The 15,576-nt window shown below is 62.7% G+C and carries 21 protein-coding genes; 12 read left to right on the top strand and 9 right to left on the bottom strand.

Going from position 1 to position 15,576, the window contains the following annotated elements:
• Positions 1 to 54: 54 nt before the first annotated feature.
• The 4 genes from J3D46_RS23605 (at position 55) to J3D46_RS23590 (ending at position 2,445) form a co-directional block, all read left to right on the top strand.
• Entirely contained in the window at positions 55 to 579 is a 525-nt protein-coding gene (locus J3D46_RS23605) for a hypothetical protein (protein ID WP_253469431.1), read from the top strand.
• A 121-nt stretch (positions 580 to 700) separates the two neighbouring features.
• Complete coding sequence (locus tag J3D46_RS23600; protein ID WP_256492851.1) at positions 701 to 1,405, top strand: SOS response-associated peptidase; 705 nt, start codon at positions 701 to 703, stop codon at positions 1,403 to 1,405.
• Between the two features lie 138 nt (positions 1,406 to 1,543).
• Complete coding sequence (locus J3D46_RS23595; RefSeq protein WP_253469429.1) at positions 1,544 to 1,801, top strand: DUF2188 domain-containing protein; 258 nt, start codon at positions 1,544 to 1,546, stop codon at positions 1,799 to 1,801.
• Between the two features lie 116 nt (positions 1,802 to 1,917).
• On the top strand, positions 1,918 to 2,445 hold the full coding sequence (locus tag J3D46_RS23590) for a hypothetical protein (protein WP_253469428.1): 528 nt from the start codon (positions 1,918 to 1,920) through the stop codon (positions 2,443 to 2,445).
• Between the two features lie 452 nt (positions 2,446 to 2,897).
• Here the strand turns inward: J3D46_RS23590 and J3D46_RS23585 are convergent, their stop codons facing one another.
• The 8 genes from J3D46_RS23585 to J3D46_RS23550 all read right to left on the bottom strand — a co-directional run bounded on the left by J3D46_RS23585 (position 2,898) and on the right by J3D46_RS23550 (position 7,865).
• Positions 2,898 to 3,041, bottom strand: coding sequence for a hypothetical protein (locus J3D46_RS23585; protein WP_253469755.1), 144 nt, complete (start codon positions 3,039 to 3,041; stop codon positions 2,898 to 2,900).
• Between the two features lie 9 nt (positions 3,042 to 3,050).
• Positions 3,051 to 3,449 carry a hypothetical protein gene (locus J3D46_RS23580; RefSeq protein ID WP_253469427.1) on the bottom strand — a complete coding sequence of 133 codons (399 nt, stop codon included), beginning with the start codon at positions 3,447 to 3,449 and terminating at the stop codon, positions 3,051 to 3,053.
• Positions 3,449 to 3,763: a hypothetical protein gene (locus tag J3D46_RS23575; protein WP_253469426.1), complete on the bottom strand. Its 315-nt coding sequence runs from the start codon at positions 3,761 to 3,763 to the stop codon at positions 3,449 to 3,451. Before J3D46_RS23575 ends, J3D46_RS23580 begins: the two co-directional genes overlap by 1 nt.
• 29 nt (positions 3,764 to 3,792) lie before the next feature.
• Positions 3,793 to 5,091 (bottom strand): Y-family DNA polymerase, encoded by a 1,299-nt coding sequence (locus tag J3D46_RS23570; RefSeq protein ID WP_253469424.1) that lies wholly within the window; start codon positions 5,089 to 5,091, stop codon positions 3,793 to 3,795.
• Positions 5,084 to 5,515 (bottom strand): LexA family transcriptional regulator, encoded by a 432-nt coding sequence (locus J3D46_RS23565; protein ID WP_253469422.1) that lies wholly within the window; start codon positions 5,513 to 5,515, stop codon positions 5,084 to 5,086. Before J3D46_RS23565 ends, J3D46_RS23570 begins: the two co-directional genes overlap by 8 nt.
• Before the next feature lie 739 nt (positions 5,516 to 6,254).
• Positions 6,255 to 7,265 carry an ATP-dependent DNA ligase gene (locus tag J3D46_RS23560; RefSeq protein WP_253469420.1) on the bottom strand — a complete coding sequence of 337 codons (1,011 nt, stop codon included), beginning with the start codon at positions 7,263 to 7,265 and terminating at the stop codon, positions 6,255 to 6,257.
• A 56-nt stretch (positions 7,266 to 7,321) separates the two neighbouring features.
• Positions 7,322 to 7,645, bottom strand: a complete 324-nt coding sequence (locus J3D46_RS23555; RefSeq protein ID WP_253469419.1) for a hypothetical protein — start codon at positions 7,643 to 7,645, stop codon at positions 7,322 to 7,324.
• Between the two features lie 25 nt (positions 7,646 to 7,670).
• The gene (locus tag J3D46_RS23550) at positions 7,671 to 7,865 is read right to left on the bottom strand and encodes a hypothetical protein (protein ID WP_253469417.1); all 195 of its coding nucleotides are present in this window, start codon (positions 7,863 to 7,865) and stop codon (positions 7,671 to 7,673) included.
• 1,401 nt (positions 7,866 to 9,266) lie between these two features.
• Here J3D46_RS23550 and J3D46_RS23545 point away from each other — a divergent pair.
• From J3D46_RS23545 to J3D46_RS23520, 6 genes are all read left to right on the top strand, one after another.
• Positions 9,267 to 9,704 carry a hypothetical protein gene (locus tag J3D46_RS23545; protein ID WP_253469414.1) on the top strand — a complete coding sequence of 146 codons (438 nt, stop codon included), beginning with the start codon at positions 9,267 to 9,269 and terminating at the stop codon, positions 9,702 to 9,704.
• 73 nt (positions 9,705 to 9,777) lie between these two features.
• The gene (locus J3D46_RS23540; protein ID WP_253469412.1) at positions 9,778 to 10,053 is read left to right on the top strand and encodes a hypothetical protein; all 276 of its coding nucleotides are present in this window, start codon (positions 9,778 to 9,780) and stop codon (positions 10,051 to 10,053) included.
• Positions 10,054 to 10,127: 74 nt separating this feature from the next.
• Positions 10,128 to 10,478 carry a hypothetical protein gene (locus J3D46_RS23535; protein ID WP_253469410.1) on the top strand — a complete coding sequence of 117 codons (351 nt, stop codon included), beginning with the start codon at positions 10,128 to 10,130 and terminating at the stop codon, positions 10,476 to 10,478.
• A gap of 595 nt (positions 10,479 to 11,073) precedes the next feature.
• Positions 11,074 to 11,424, top strand: a complete 351-nt coding sequence (locus J3D46_RS23530) for a hypothetical protein (protein ID WP_253469408.1) — start codon at positions 11,074 to 11,076, stop codon at positions 11,422 to 11,424.
• A 78-nt stretch (positions 11,425 to 11,502) separates the two neighbouring features.
• Entirely contained in the window at positions 11,503 to 12,486 is a 984-nt protein-coding gene (locus J3D46_RS23525) for a DUF4192 family protein (RefSeq protein ID WP_253469405.1), read from the top strand.
• A gap of 183 nt (positions 12,487 to 12,669) precedes the next feature.
• Positions 12,670 to 12,819, top strand: a complete 150-nt coding sequence (locus J3D46_RS23520; RefSeq protein WP_253469403.1) for a hypothetical protein — start codon at positions 12,670 to 12,672, stop codon at positions 12,817 to 12,819.
• 111 nt (positions 12,820 to 12,930) lie between these two features.
• Here the strand turns inward: J3D46_RS23520 and J3D46_RS23515 are convergent, their stop codons facing one another.
• Positions 12,931 to 13,131: a hypothetical protein gene (locus J3D46_RS23515; protein ID WP_253469401.1), complete on the bottom strand. Its 201-nt coding sequence runs from the start codon at positions 13,129 to 13,131 to the stop codon at positions 12,931 to 12,933.
• Between the two features lie 489 nt (positions 13,132 to 13,620).
• Between J3D46_RS23515 and dprA the strand changes: the two genes are divergently transcribed.
• Entirely contained in the window at positions 13,621 to 14,529 is a 909-nt protein-coding gene (dprA, locus tag J3D46_RS23510) for a DNA-processing protein DprA (RefSeq protein ID WP_253469399.1), read from the top strand.
• Positions 14,530 to 14,590: 61 nt separating this feature from the next.
• Positions 14,591 to 14,983, top strand: a complete 393-nt coding sequence (locus J3D46_RS23505; RefSeq protein WP_253469397.1) for a hypothetical protein — start codon at positions 14,591 to 14,593, stop codon at positions 14,981 to 14,983.
• Positions 14,984 to 15,576: the final 593 nt, after the last annotated feature.

Below are 15,576 nucleotides of genomic sequence, written 5' to 3'. Positions count from 1 at the left end.
GACGTCGGCTGACAGCACGGAGCGCCTGTCCCAAGCTAAGTACGATTGGTGCCCATGGACCAAGAAGCTATTGAAGATGCTGTGTTGCCTGATTACCGGACGTACACCTCCATGTCGATCGAGGGTGAAGCTGCCGTGGGCCGCATTGCGATTTGGGCTGCGTGGCTGGAACAGACCTTGGCCCATTTTTGCTCGGCTCTTATCAACGGCAGGGCAGGTGTGGGATCGACTCTGACGGAAGGCATGACGGCATCGCAACTGATCCAGACATCAAAAAAGATCGCTCTCTCCGTCTACTCACCCCTGTCGCCGGAATTGCAGGAGCGGGTCGTGAAAGTTCTGTCGACTGCAAAACAGGCGTTGGATCAGCGGAATAGGATCCTTCATGCGCCAGTGGGAGGATCGCTGACCCCAGGCACAACAGCGTTCTACAGCCGCCGGCTGAATGCTAAGGGCCTGCTGGACGCCGTAGTCCACAGTCCAGAGGAATTGGACGTGATGGGTGCGAAACTGCATGCAGCCATGGAAGAAGTGTGGGATTGCATGGGAGATGTCGAGCGTGCGCTGGCAGTTCCCTAGCCAAGTGAGCTCGGCATCGTCAGTAGGTTGCGAGCCCTGGCGATGCCGCTCCCAGGACTCCTGAGGATCTTGAGGCGACCCGGCACGAGGCGACATGGGCAATCAAGTGGAGAATGGGCTCATGTGCGGCAGATACGTGATGTCCAAGGCAACAAGCGATCTTCTGAGCCATTTCGAGGCCAAGGAAGTTGAAGGCAGCCCTCCTGGGCCGAGCTGGAACGTCGCCCCGACGCAGAACGTGCCGATCGTGGCCGAGCGCCTGGACGAGGGAACCCTTGACCGGCGCCTCCTGATAGCAAAGTGGGGTCTGGTTCCGTCCTGGGCAAAGGACACCAAGATTGGCTCCAAGCTGATAAATGCTCGCAGCGAGAGCATCCTGGAGAAGCCGTCGTTCCGTTCTGCTGCGGTCAAGCGCAGGGCTATCGTTCCGGCCGAGGGCTACTACGAATGGCAGAAGACCGAGGACGGGAAGAAGATCCCGAACTATCTGTTCTCCGAGAAGGAACCATTGTTGGGCTTCGCCGGGCTGTATGAGTTCTGGCCCGATCCTGAGCTGCCCGAGGACGATCCTGAACGGTGGCTGCTGACCTGCACAGTCCTGACCACAACCACCCAGGACGCGTTGGGACACGTGCACGATCGCTCTCCGGTCATCATTCCGCAGGAGCGCTTCGCGGAATGGCTCGACCCGGACCTGACCGACAAAGCCGACGTCCAACACCTGCTGGATTCCTTGCCGGAACCGACCCTGACCCCGCGGATTGTCAGCACCCGCGCCAACAGCGTCCGGAACAACGGACCCGAGCTGATTGAACCCGCGGAGTGACGGACCCCGACCGCCAAAAAAATCTTTCAATTTTCCCGTCACGATTGCCACTCAGCGGGCACATATAAAGGGGCAGTGCAACCATTGGCCGTTAGGCTGGGCTCAAAATCAGTTCACGTCGGCAAGGAGCGAATCGATATGGCCAGAGGCAACGACAACGACCGGTACGTAGTCCCCAACAACGATCGCGGCGGCTGGGACGTAAAGAAAGAAGACGCCAAACGCGTCTCCGCCCATGAACCCACGAAAAAGGCCGCTGAGAAGCGGGCCAAGGAAATCGTGGAGAACACCGGCCGGGGACACGGCGAAGTGCGGATCCAGAACAAGGACGGCAAGTTCAGCGACAGCGACTCGGGATCCAAGAACGAGTCACCAGCCAAGGACACCAAACACTAAACCCCGGCAGGCTCGAACCCTCTCCGGGCATGCTCTGCTTTTTCGCGGCTCTGGTTATTGTCAGAAGCTCCTGAGAGACTTCCTGTCAGGAAACCCTGACAGGAAGGCATGATGCCATGGGCTGGATCTCGAACGACTACAAGCACGAGGGCTGGGTAGCGTCGGTTGCGCCGGACGGCAGGCTCTCGTCGACTTCGACCAGGGAGGGAATGCTGTTCCTTGGGATCACCGGGGACTATCCATCAGGAGGGGACTTCGCGCCCGACCAGGACCTCATTCCTGACGACAAGATTATGAACTGGCGCGGAGCCTGCGAATGCGGCTGGCGCGGAGAACTATGGCAACGAGTTCTCACACCTGCAGAAGCTAATTTTGAGGCGCGCAGGGAATACCTTGCACCAGGGGAAGCAGCCTTCGTCTCTAGCCTCGTGGAAGATGCTGTTCACGAGGAATGGCTTGCCCACATTGCCCCGTCTGAAGCGATCCTTGGTGTGGAGGCCGCTGCGAGGGAGCACCGCCAGGCCGGGCATCGCCTGGATAGGACCGTCGCGGCTGCGAAAGCCGTCGGCGCTTCCTGGACGGATATTGGCCGGGCGGCTGGGATCAGCCGCCAAGCCGCCCACGAACGCTGGGCTGATAAATAGCCCTGCCCCGGCCCTTCCGGAGATAGGGTGTTCGGTCCCATCCGGGCATGCGTTTGTTCAGCTCCTTGATACGGGACGGGTATTGGCCCTGCTTTGCGTGCATTCTTTGCCTTGCGACCCATGCCGCGAGGGCACGTTCGGCGGGGTCAGCGGCGTTACGGTGCGGGCGTCTGTCGTTGTCTTGCACCCACTCGATGAACTCAGTGGCCCTTTTTTGCCAGTGACGTTCGACGTTGAGCGCGATCCCGTCCAGCCACCCAGGAAACGCCGCGTCGAGTGCTTCGCTGGCTTCTTTTGCGAGGAGGCCGCGCCGCTTCTGATGTCGTAGAGCAACGAGAGCTCCGGCGAGGCGTTCAGCCTCACTTCCACTCTGACCATCGGAGGTAGGAAGGCCGCCAGTGCGCTGAACGTAGGCGGCTATTTGGTGCGCCGATTCCACGTACGAGCGTCTGTTAGTTGGTGCGGATGGCAATGACTTTGGAGCCTTCCGGGATCAGTGTTTCGGCGGCCGCTTTGGCGTTCTCGTACGTCTCGCCTTCGGCGTCGACATGGCTTACTTCGCCGGTGCCGGCCTCTACTGTCAGGGTTACTTTCACTCCCATATTTTAGGCCGCCTTGCCTTGGAAGGTCCGTTCGAGCCCAACGAGCAGGGCCGGCGTCCTGTCGCTGCGTCGGAGGTCCACGGGTCGTGATCCCTGCAGGGCGGGAGAGGGGACCATCATCCAGAGCGCGAAGTAATTGTGTGGGATCCGTAGCTCCATGGCCCGTTTGAAGAGTTCCAGCACCACCGGGTCCAGGGTCAGATCGGGCCGGAACTGATAACCAGGGCAATACGTCCCACCGTCCAGGAAGACCCTAACCAGCTCCCGCATGACCGGCTCGGGATCCTCATGCACGGCAGAGAACCGTTCCCGGACCTGTTCCAGGCTGGGAAGGTGGAACTCATTGCGGATCCGCTCCCACAGCTGTTCAGGGACATGGGAGCGGTACAGATCAGCCGGCACTAGCTGATGGATTCCAGCTGCCACACGGTAGCCAGCGGCTCCCGCCGCAGCGTGAACGTGCGCAGTTCGGCATTGGATGACGGTAATTTGGCTTGGAGTTGCCAGTGTTCGACGCTGACCAGATCGCCGGTGCCGACCGCTGCCCGGGTCCGGGTTTCCCACCATGCGTCCCTGGTGAACCAGTGAGCGGTGTGGACGTCGGGATCGACCATCCAGATCCGGCCGTCGTGGCGGATCGCCAACGGTGTGCCGTCGGGGCTGAACCGGACATCGACGTCTTGGGGGGTCGTGGGTGATTCGGGTGCAATGGTCATTGCGGTTTCCTTTCTTACCTTGGCGCCGGTCAGGCGGCCTTGACGAGGGGGAGTTCGTCCCAGTGGGTGGTGTACCTGGGGGAGAGCATGTCGCGTTTCATAGACCAGTCCGGCCCGCCTTTGATCCCGGCATGACCGAGCCCGATGGAGCCGCGGCCGTACCGTTTGGCTACGTCTTCGAGCAGGATCCCAATGCCGCGTTCTTCGTGCGGGTTCTCGAACAGTTCCAAGGGTTTCTGGTTCCCGGACGGGCGCAGGTCGGTGACCATGATCCCGGCCCGGACATACTTCACGCCCTCGTAGACCTGGGGGAGCAGCGCGTGGGCGGCCTTCGTCAGCAACACCGGGTCAGCGGTGGGCATCGGCAGCGCCAGGCAGACCGAGGGGAAGGACTTTTCGTTTGGGTTGAAGTGCGACGTCGCCGCGAACGCCGTCAACACTTTCGCTTGCAGGCCGTGTTTAGCCAGACGTGCGGAGGCCATTTGCGCGTACACGCTCATGACCTGCCGCAACCCTGCCGTTGTGGTGATCGGTGTGGAGAAGGACCGGGAGAAGATCAGCTGGTCCCGGCCGATCCGTTCCTCTTCCATCGGAATACACGGGGTGCCCTGCAGTTCCAGCACGGTGCGCATCATGACGATGGAGTACTTGTCCCGGATCGCGACCGGGTTCGCCCGGGTCAGGTCCAGGATTGAGAAGATCCCCATCGCGTTCAGACGCTTGGTCAATCTGGTGGCAACGCCCCAGATTTCGATCACGGACAGCTTGGCCATCAGCGCTTCGCGCTGGGCTGCCGGCACTGATTCCCAGCGGCAGACACCGTTGAAGGCAGGGTTGTTCTTCGCCCACTTGTTGCACAACTTGGCAAGGGTCTTCGTGGGTGCGATCCCGACGCAGACCGGCACGCCGACGTGCCGCCGGCACGCGGCCTTCATCTCCCGGCCCAGGGCCAGCAGCTCGTCCGGTTCGCCCTTGACGCCCAGGAACGCCTCATCGATGGAGTAGACCTCAAGCCAGGCTGAGTAGCGACCCAGCAGCTCCATGACCCGGGCGGAAATGTCCCCGTACAACTCGTAGTTGCTCGACAGGGCCACCAGCCCCCATTCCTTGGCCCGTGGCCGTAGCTTGAACCACGGATCGCCCATGACAATGCCCAGGCGCTTCGCTTCTGGGGAGCGGGTGACGGCGCAGCCGTCATTGTTGGAGAGCACGATGACCGGTTTGCCCTCCAAAGCAGGGTTGAACGCGCGCTCGGCCGAGGCGTAAAAGCAGTTGACGTCCACGTGCGCGATTTCCTGCATCCGGCGCATCACCGCGGGCTTAGACATGGTGCAGGCACCTCGTGGCCACGCCCCAGATCGTCAGTTCCGACAAGGCCGGAACCTCAATATCAGGGAAGCGTGGATTGTCGGCCTGCAGGATCACGCCTGTGGGTGTGATCCGCAGCCGTTTGATCGTTAGTTCCCCGTCCAGGACGGCGACGACTACGGAACCGTCCTTCGGTTCCAGTGCCCGGTTAACGATCAGCTCGTCCCCGTCGCTGATCCCGGCTTGTTCCATGGATTGGCCGGTGACCCGGACGATGAAGGTGCTGGTCACGTCTTTGATCAGGTGCGCGTTGAGATCGATCCGTCCGTCAAAGTAGTCCTGGGCGGGCGAGGGATAGCCGGCGGCCACCGCTACCGGTGACAGCTGAACCGTCACCAGAGAGAGTCCCGCGTCTATCACACGGGGGCCAACTATCACGCCCACAACACACCCTTTATTCGAATATATGTTCGGGTTAACTGTACTCCAGGGGGACCGACACGATAGCCGCCCTAGGGGCGGCATGGACGGCTTGCACGCCAATAGGGGACAGCTTTGAGCTGTGCGGAGGGCTCCACCTGCCCCCAGTGGGCACAACCCGTCCACCACGGCCATTACGGGCGGTTAGGTCACCCCGGCCGGGGTACGTTGCAGGTATGCAGCCATTGGTTCTGATGGGCATGGTTCTGGGGGCCGCCATCCTGTGGATTGGCTTCGTTTTCTTCATGCTCTTCCGCCTCGATCGGGCCCAGAGAAGAGCCCAGCGGGCCGCTCGTAGAGACGCCCATAGAGACACGGAATGGAACCTGGCCAGAAAGAAGGCCCGGGGTTCTGTGAAGACTTCGGTCCGAGGTCTCCGGAAGCGTGCCGCGTTTCCACGGTCACGGCGTTGAGTCAGGACAGGCGAAAGGCCGGACAGGCTTCTGGGTACCGCTATCCGGCCTTGCCGGCAGATTACTGAGGCATTGATCGGCGAAATGGGGGATTATCGCCGTCTGCCACTAATCCGCTGACTCAATTGAAGACCTCTCCCTGGTCCTGCACACGAGTAGTTGGTACTCGTTTTTCAAGGGCGCCACCCAAGCCCCCTACTTGGCTTCCGCCGGGGTCTGCCGTCGAACCAAGTCCGTCCGTGCCGCCCGAACAAGAGACCAGCCATGTAACTGCCGCAGGCTGGTAGGAGCTACCTTTTCAGATGCGGCGGGAGTTCTACCTCATCGGGATCCAACTCTGGACGGACCCGGACGTATCCGACGGGGTGTCTGAAGGATTTGCCGGTCCACGCGACGTCGGCCGATATCTCAACCACTATCGGCTCGATCAGCGTCAGGTGGACCGGGTCTTTGTCTTTGCTGAATCTGTTCAGCGAGGTTTCGGTGATCTCGTCGGGAAAGGGATGCCCTGGCAGGGCCGGGCGGAGCTGGCGGCCCAGATCACGCCCCGCCCGTGTGGAAAGGACGGTTGACCGGCCCACGATCCGCAGCTGCCCACCCACCGGCAATCCGGTGATGATGGCTTGCGGTTGCGTTATCGGGCCTATGACGGCTGCGCAGACCGTATCGAACGTGCTTTTTGTCTTCAGCTTCAACCAGGACCTAGCGGCGTCATAGGGCTGGGATCCCCCCTTGAAAACCAGCCCTTCGACCCCTGTGGCTGGCAGGTCCTTCAACCACGTCTTCGCTAAGTCCATGTCCGCGGTGGTGGGGGAGAGGTTCAAAGGGGCGGCCCAGCACCGGGCCAGTTCCTCGAGCAGCTGCCGGCGGCCCGTGAAAGGGACGCCCCGGATGTCCTGCCCGGCAACGGCCAGCACGTCAAAGGCTGCGAACGATGCCGGCAGTTCGTGAACCAAGGCCGGCAGAGCCGTCCTGGAGCTGACCATGCGGCGTTGCAGCGCTTCGAAGTCCAGCCGGTCCCCGTTCCAGATGACCGCTTCACCGTCCAGCACCACGCCGGGCGGAACCTGGGCCCGTACAGCTGCGCATAGCTCAGGAAAGATCCGGGAGAGTTCTTTGCCCTGCCGGCTCCACAGGGTCACCCCTTCAGAATCACTCAGAACTATCGTCCTGTAGCCATCCCATTTCGGTTCGGCCCAGATCCCGCCCGGGAGGGCATTGGGTCCGGGGAACCTCTTGACGAGTTTCGCCAGGGCAACAGCAACCGGTGGTTGCAGTGCCCGCGGGATGGACTCGCTCATGGGATCCCGTTCTGTTCGTGCCGGTACGTGCGGCCGGCCATAGAAGTGGCGCCCGGTTACAACTCCACGGGGTGCTCAACAGCGAACCGCACGGGGGACTCGCCCTTGATCAGGTTCTCCGGTTCGGGATTCATGACAGACATGGTGATCTGATCGATGAAGTATTCAATATCCGCTTCGGGGACATCATCGCGGGCTTCCATGGGGCCGGGACGGCCAACTTCGAAACCGGTGATCTCGTCGTACTCTTCCACGCACATCTCCAGGGTTTCCTGAACTGCGTTCGCGAAACCCTCGGCCGTCTCCGGATCCAGGAAGCCCTGGATCTCCAACTCAGCGCTCTTGTCCTCGTTCTGGACGTTCACTTTAAAACCAAGCATGCTGCTCCTTTGGGTGTCGCTCTGTCTAGTAGCGCTGCTGATCCGGGCGGCGCATAATCTGAACCGCGCTACCAAGGCAGACCACGCCGGAAACCATCAGGATCACGGCGGAGGCAATGAGGTACCAGGTGCCGCCGGTGGTCAGGGCGCAGTAGAGGCCGTACACAAGGAAGCCAGTCCCCAATAGCGCCCAGATCAGCGCTGCGTTCTTCTTGTCCATGGCCCCAGCCTAAAGGCCAGAACGGACCTTCGCTGCGCTTCGGACTGTAAAAGCATTTCTTGGCCTTACATGTGGCTGGGTTGTTCTCCGTACAAGGCCACTGATCGTAGCCGTCCGGGGGCCCGACCCGTCAACCCACGCAACCGGGCAATCCCACGCGGTCGCTGCGCTCCCTTATTTCGCGGGATTCCCCGGTCACTCTTCGGGGTTGACGGCCCACCCTCGACCGGCTGGACCAGTGGGGGCCTCGCACGGCGGGGCAGGAAGGAGGTGGCTACATGAGCATCGACGAAGCGATCAAGCTCGCGACTTCGGTCGTGAGCTTGATGACAGCTGTCATCGCTCTACTCTCCATGCGGAACGCGCGCTTAACAAGCAAACGCTCCCGAGCTGGAACTCGGAAGCGCAAGCGTAAAGCAAGGAAGTAGGTGTAGCTACGAAACCCGGTGGTCGTGACCGCTTTGGTTGCGGCCACCGGCTCCTTCTCAGACTAAGTCCTACTCACCGATAAGGAAACCTCATGGATCCACTGACCATCGTGAACTTCGTTCTCTCGCTCACAGCACTGGGAGCGGCGATCCTGGCGTACCGCGCCACCTCCAAAGTCCCCAAGGAAGACGAAAGCTAAGCCGGATCCGGGGCGGGCCTGCCACACGGCGGCCCGCCCTACCGGGCCGGGTCGCCCTTCGGACTCCGAATGAACCGTCCTACGAAGTCAGCGGGTTAACAACACAATCGCTATCGCCACTCCAATGAGGACGGCAAATAGCCCGACAACGACCATGTACCCAGGCTCTGGCCGACCCATCAACTTGGTGCCCGTCTTAACAAACCTTGCTTGCTGAGAGCCTTCCATCAACTTGCTGAGCGCCTTGCGCTTTACGATCACGAGAACACCGATAAGTACGGCCACTCCCGCAACAACACTTCCAATGAGTAGCTCCACGGTTCAGGTATCCCATCCTAAAGATTGAGGCCAGCCTAGCCCCTTAGGGCCAGCATGCTCGCGGGGCTCGCACCCCTTTTTGGGCGTCCACTCTGCTTCGCTCCGTGGCCGGCTGTTGGGCCCGGTCCCGACGTCGCAGAGCTCCGCCGTGCCCGGTCCTGTTGTGTCTACGACGTTTTTGGCTGCTGTCCTTCGGATTGTACGTGTCCGCTCCACCCCGTCTAGCCCCTCGCAGGCTCCGGGGCCTGCGGTGTAGGAAATGTCCCTACGGCGCTCCTGCGTCGCTTATTTCCTCCGGGAATTTCCCACACCTTGCCCAAGGGTAGACAGGCCTCCGTCGGCCACAGCTCCGCAAGCTTCGCCAGCAGCCAAAAACAACAGGGGGAGAGGGGAGCTGGCCGGTCACCATTGGTCGCCCCACCCACCCAACTTCTCGGACAAGAAGGAGCAACACCATGAACGCAATCAGCGTCCAGACGATCACCACCGAGGACACCGGCGAAACCATCCACGACGTGCCCGTACTCGTGGATTACCACATGAACGACGGCTACGACTGGATGGAACTCATCTCAGAACACGGCTGGGTAGTGATCCCCAACTGGGGATGCGACGGCTGGGACCTCGGCCAGTGGCCCTACGTCATGGTTGCCGGAACCCGCACCGCCGACGCGATCGGCAACCTGTTCGGCATGGCCACCTACTGCGAGGGGGACGTGAAAACGACGTTCTACCGGACCAAAGCCCGCTTCTGGGACGCGATCACCGAAGAGGCTTTTTCCCACTGGAAGAACGGGCAAGCCCAAGGCCCGGAAGACCTGCCCGAAGCCGCCGCAGAGCTACCCAGCCGCTACCGCATCCCGCCCACGTTCCAACCAGCAGCCGCCGCCTAACAGCCCCTTGACTCCTTGCCGGGCGGACCCCCACCGCCCGGCAAGGCACCGAACCAGCAAAGGACCAGGAACAATGACCGAAAACCGCAGCATCACCAACAGCCCGGCCCAAGCCGTGGTCTTCCTCGAAACCCTCGCCGCAATCATCGAGAAGTCCCCCGTGGCCTACAGCGCCACAGGTGCCGAAGACCTCGCCGCGCACATCCGCGGCATGGCCGCAGCCGTCACCACCGGGGCCAGCGTGAACCCCGGCGAGCTGACCACCACCCGGCAATACGCGGCACTGGACTGGCACAACGAAGCCGTGGCCGTCCTGTTCGCCGCAGAACACCGCCCCACGTTCCTCTAGCAGGAACCGAGAACCGATGTGCTGCCCGGCCAGAGCCGGGCAGCACATCCCCACCACTTCAAAGGAGCCAGCACATGAGCAACGCCACCACAACCCCCAAAGGCATCACCGCCCTGATCTACCGCGACGCCCTGGGCACGGACTTCTCCAATCAGGGCATTTCCGCCCGCGTCATGGAGGTAACCGTCATCGGCGAGGGCATCGACCCCGTTTTCGAAGCGACCGAGGAACGGCCCGCCGTCCGGCTCGTCAAAAACGAGAGCTTCGACCGCGAAACCGTGATCCACGCCGAGCCGGTCGCCCCAGAGGACGAACCCGCCCCGTGGTACATGTTCGGCGGCACGTTCATCTTCAGCAGCGACTCACGATTCCGCCGCGCGGCCGGGCAATACGGAGCCATCCCGCTCCACGACCGCTGCGAGTAGACCGGAGGGTGGGCCGTTCGCCTTGTATGGGCGGGCGGTCCGCCGCAGGTGGCCGCTTGGGTGGGTGGTTGCCGGCGACGAACCGCCGTTCCCGCAACGGGGCCGGTGTTGCTCACCTGGTGCGTGCGGCAAGCCCATGCAGGGGATTGACCTGGGCGGATCCGGGATGGCCAGGGGAGGAGCAGGCTCGCGGGGCTCGCCCTGGTTTTCGCTGCGCTTCAACCAGTTGACGGGCGTCCGCTGGCGCGGCCGGCTGTTGGGTGCTGCCGGTCCGTCGCAGAGCTCCTGCCCGTCATCACCTGCTGTCTACGACGTTTTTGGCTGCTGTCCTTCGGATTCTATGTGTCCGCTCCACCCCTTCTAGCCCCTCCGCAGGCTCCGGGGCCTGCGGTGCAGGAAATGTCCCTACGGCGCTCCTGCGTCGCTTATTTCCTCCGGGAATTTCCCACACCTTGCCCAAGGGTAGACAGGCCTCCGTCGGCCACAGCTCCGCAAGCTTCGCCAGCAGCCAAAAACAACGGGGGGAGAGGGGAGCTGGCCGGTCACCATTGGTCGCCCCACCCACCCAACTTCTCGGACAAGAAGGAGCAACACCATGTTGAAGCACCTGATCGGGCTCTATGTCCCGGCGCGGCTGAGCGAAAGCGTCACTGTGCACAGCGTTGACGCCCGGCACGCGAGCCTTCAGATCATCGTCGGCGGCGGACTGGAATGCATCGCCCGTGGCGACTGGCAGGTCTACCTGAACGCGGAAACGCAAACCACCGGACCGTCGAACGTCCGTGCGGTGCAGCTGCTCCACGAAACCGGCCTCGACCTGCCGGTGACCGGGAACGCCGTGTTCCTGGGCAGGGCAGGACTCAGCCACGACACTGATGTGCCGGACTACCTGATCCGCAGGGCCGAAGCACTCTTCGATACCCGTCTGATCCAGCCAGCGGCCTAACCGCCCACGGTGGCCGGGAACCCGACGTTCCCGGCCACCCCAACCATTTACTTTCTCGGACAAGAAGGACAACACATCATGACTGAAAAACTCACCCTCACCAGCCCCGCTGACCTGCTGGCCTACGTCCCGCACCTGCTCGGAGGAACCCCCACTGAATCCTTCGTCGTGCTGACCGCCACCGTTGGAGCACTTGGCGCCACGTTGCGCGTGGATGCACCCATGGACGCGGCCCCGCTGGGTTTCGCCCAGACCGTGACCAGCCTCGCGGCGCAGGACGAGAACGCCACGGCCTGCTACCTCATCGTCTACACCGACGAAACCAGCACAGATGCCCGGTTCCCCTACGCCGCCCACGTCGCGGCCCTGGGCAACGAACTGGCCACGGCACGGATGCCCGTCCGCAAGGTCTACCTCGTCACCAGCACCCACTGGGCCGCTTACGGCACCACGGAGCGCAACCCGCTGGAACAGATCACCGACAGCAACGCCAACGCCACCCTGACCTTCATGGGAAGCGCCCCGAACGTGGACGTCTACAACCCGGCGTTGCTGGGCAAATGGGTTGAGCCGGTACAGGTGCCCGTCCGCACGGAGGAATCCGTCGAGGAAGCACGCCGCGAATGGGACAGTGCACTGGACGCCGACCGCATGCCGGACCACGAGACCGCACGGAAACTGGCGGCATGGTTCCAAGACAACTACATCAGGGACTTCCTCATGGCCGACACCATCACCACGAACAACGGCGTCATCATTGACATCATTCTGGGCAGGTTCAACGGCCGCCCCGACTGGAAGCGCGTGGACCACGCCGAAACCATCGCGTTCGAACTGATGAAGGCCGTCCCCGAAGGCCAGCGCGCACCCATGCTCACCCTCATGGGATGGCTGCAATGGCTCAAAGGCTACGGAAAGCACGCAGAGCGCTACCTGAAACTGGCCGTCGAGGACGTGCACGGTTACCGGTTCGCCGAACAGCTGTACGACCTGATTGGCAGCGTCTACATCGCAGAAGTGGCCAAGAACCAAGAAACCGCCTACAAGCGCCCCATTCGCTAACCGGTACGGCCGGGCAGGATTGGCAACGGTCCTGCCCGGCCCTCTCAGGTAGCGGGGCGGCCTCCGCCGCTGGCGCTCCCCCGGCCGCCATGACGCTGGCGCGGGCGCAGCGGCAACCAGCCAACGCAAAGGATCCACGGCTACAGTGAACTCCAACGAGAACACTGCACCAGGAGATCCAGCATGGGAACCGAATACATCCTGACCGAGGACGACAAACCCGCACCAGGGGCCAGCTTCCTCGAAGACGTCATCGAGCTGCAGCTGCTTACCGCCAATGAATCCCTGGGGCCGGTGGACTTCACCCACCCCCAGGAACACCACGACTTTTAGCACCACGGCAGCAACGACGCTGCACCACAGATTTCCTTTGTCCGAGGAACACATGAAGAGCCGGCACCCACCAGGGTGCCGGCTCTTCTGCCTTTACAGGAACAGTCGCACTCAGCGGAGATGGAACCGGAACCCAATGCCGTAGTGAACGGCACGGGCCCAGGTCTGCAACGTGGACTCGGCCATCCTCAGGTTGATCGCCTTGGCCTCGCTCCTGGCCGCCGCAACGATTCGGGACAGCGGCTGATCCTCCAACGCTTCAACCCTTGCGGTCATCCGGGAGAGTTCCAGCCTGATGCTTTCAGTATTCATGGCAACGTCCTTCACTTTAGGTCTACTTGACCTGGTGAACGTAAGGCCGAATTTCAAAGCGGTGTGGGACGGGGGCCCGTGTTGCTGTCTCAAGCATGCTCGCGGGGCTCGCACCCGTTTGGGCGTCCACTGCGCTTCGCTCCGTGGCCGGCTGTTGGGCCCGGTCCCGACGTCGCAGAGCTCCGCCGTGCCCGGTCCTGTGTGTCTACGACGTTTTTGTGGCTGTCCTGCGGATCATACGGTTCCGCTCCGGCTCAAGCTCCTGACCCCTCCGTAAACTCCGGGGCCCTACGGCCCTGGAATTCTTCGACGGCGCTTCGCTTATTTCCTTTCGAAGATTTCCAGCGCCTCGCCCTGGCGGGAGGAGTCGCCTCCGTCGGCCCCGTAGAGCACTACGTGCCAGCAACAAAAAACAACTGGGGGAGAGGGGAGCTGGCCGGTCACCAATTGTCGCCCCACCCAACTTCTCGGACAAGAAGGAGCAACACCATGAACGACCGCATTGCACGCGCCGCCCTGACTCGTCTTTTCGATTCCCAGGACTCCACTGGCCGGGCGCTTGTCGACGCCTTGGGCGCCTACGCGGCCCTGAGAGTAGCAACCGGAGCCCAACCGCCCCACACCTTCCGCCACATCGGCGAAGAGGAATTGACCGAAGGGCTGCGCCGCTGGGCGCAGCGGATCCCTGACGTGGACGCTGAAAGGGATCTGGCCACCATTGAACGACTGGGCGGAGGTTTCCTTATCCCCGGTGACGAACACTGGCCCGTCGGCCTCGATGATCTGCCTGATGCCCCGTATGGGCTTTGGTACGTCGGGAACATCACCCAGGGGATCCCCGCGGTACAGCGCGCGGCCGCGTTGACTGGTTCCCGCGATTCCACCAGCTACGGCGCAGCTGTCACCGGTGAGATGGCCCATGGACTGGCCCAGCGTGGAATCTGCATTGTCTCCGGCCTGGCCTACGGCATCGACGCGCACGCCCATCGTGGCGCGCTTGCTGGCTTTACCGGCACCGGACCGGCGACGATCGCCGTTGCAGCCGGAGGCCTTGACCGGGTTTACCCTTCCGGCAACGCCGACCTCGCGGCCGCGATCAGGGCCAACGGTTTGATCGTCTCAGAGCAGCCCCCGGGAAACGCGCCTACGCGTCACCGCTTTTTGCAGCGGAACCGCATCATTGCCGCCCTCGCCGGGGTCACCTGTGTTGTCGAAGCCCGGTGGCGTTCCGGCGCACTGAACGCCGCGCACCACGCCGAAACCATTGCCCGACATGTAGCGACAGTACCCGGAAGCGTGCACAGCGCGAACTCGGCAGGCTGCCACAGGCTCCTGAAAGAAGGCACGGCGGCCCTGGTTTCCGACGCCGCAGAACTGGCCGAACTACTCGCCAGCTAGACCCACCGGTGGCCGGGACGCCCGTCCCGGCCACCGCCCCATTTGTAAAGGAGACAGAACCATGACTGAAAGCCCCGAAACCCAACAGGCCGCCGAAGAGATCGCATGGTTTCCCGCGCGTGAACTGGTGGACGCGATGAAAGCCGAAGGCCTGGAACTTCACGTCGAACAAACCGGCGGAGGCACCGCCACCTTCTTCCTTCAGAGCGAAGGCAGCCACACCTTCACGATCGGCCCCGGATCATTCAGCTGGAAGAACCCCCTGGAATCCAAGTTCACCACCGCTGAGCTCTACTACGGCCCGGACCACTACGACGACGACGGCGAACCGGTGGAGTTCTCCGCCGATGAAGAGAAGACCATAACGCCGGGAACACCGATGGCTGATATCGCCCAAGAAATCGCCGTGAACTTCCGCCGATTCAACACCCGCGCAACCGACAGCGCCACGTAAGCGCGGTGGGCCGTTCGCCTCGCAAGGGCGGGCGGTCCGCCGCAGGTGGCCGCTTGGGTGGGTGGTTGCCGGCGACGAACCGCCGTTCCCGCAACGGGGCCGGTGTTGCTCACCTGGTGCGTGCGGCAAGCCCATGCAGGGGATTGACCTGGGCGGATCCGGGATGGCCAGGGGAGGAGCAGGCTCGCGGGGCTCGCCCTGGTTTTCGCTGCGCTTCAACCAGTTGACGGGCGTCCGCTGGCGCGGCCGGCTGTTGGGTGCTGCCGGTCCGTCGCAGAGCTCCTGCCCGTCATCACCTGCTGTCTACGACGTTTTTGGCTGCTGTCCTTCGGATTCTATGTGTCCGCTCCACCCCTTCTAGCCCCTCCGCAGGCTCCGGGGCCTGCGGTGCAGGAAATGTCCCTACGGCGCTCCTGCGTCGCTTATTTCCTCCGGGAATTTCCCACACCTTGCCCAAGGGTAGACAGGCCTCCGTCGGCCACAGCTCCGCAAGCTTCGCCAGCAGCCAAAAACAACGGGGGGAGAGGGGAGCTGGCCGGTCACCATTGGTCGCCCCACCCACCCAACTTCTCGGACAAGAAGGAGCAACACCA

The organism is Paenarthrobacter sp. A20 (assembly GCF_024168825.1).
Lineage (GTDB): Bacteria > Actinomycetota > Actinomycetes > Actinomycetales > Micrococcaceae > Arthrobacter.
The sequence above is the reverse complement of the archived record's forward strand: the minus strand, read 5'-3'. Positions and strand labels throughout refer to the sequence as shown.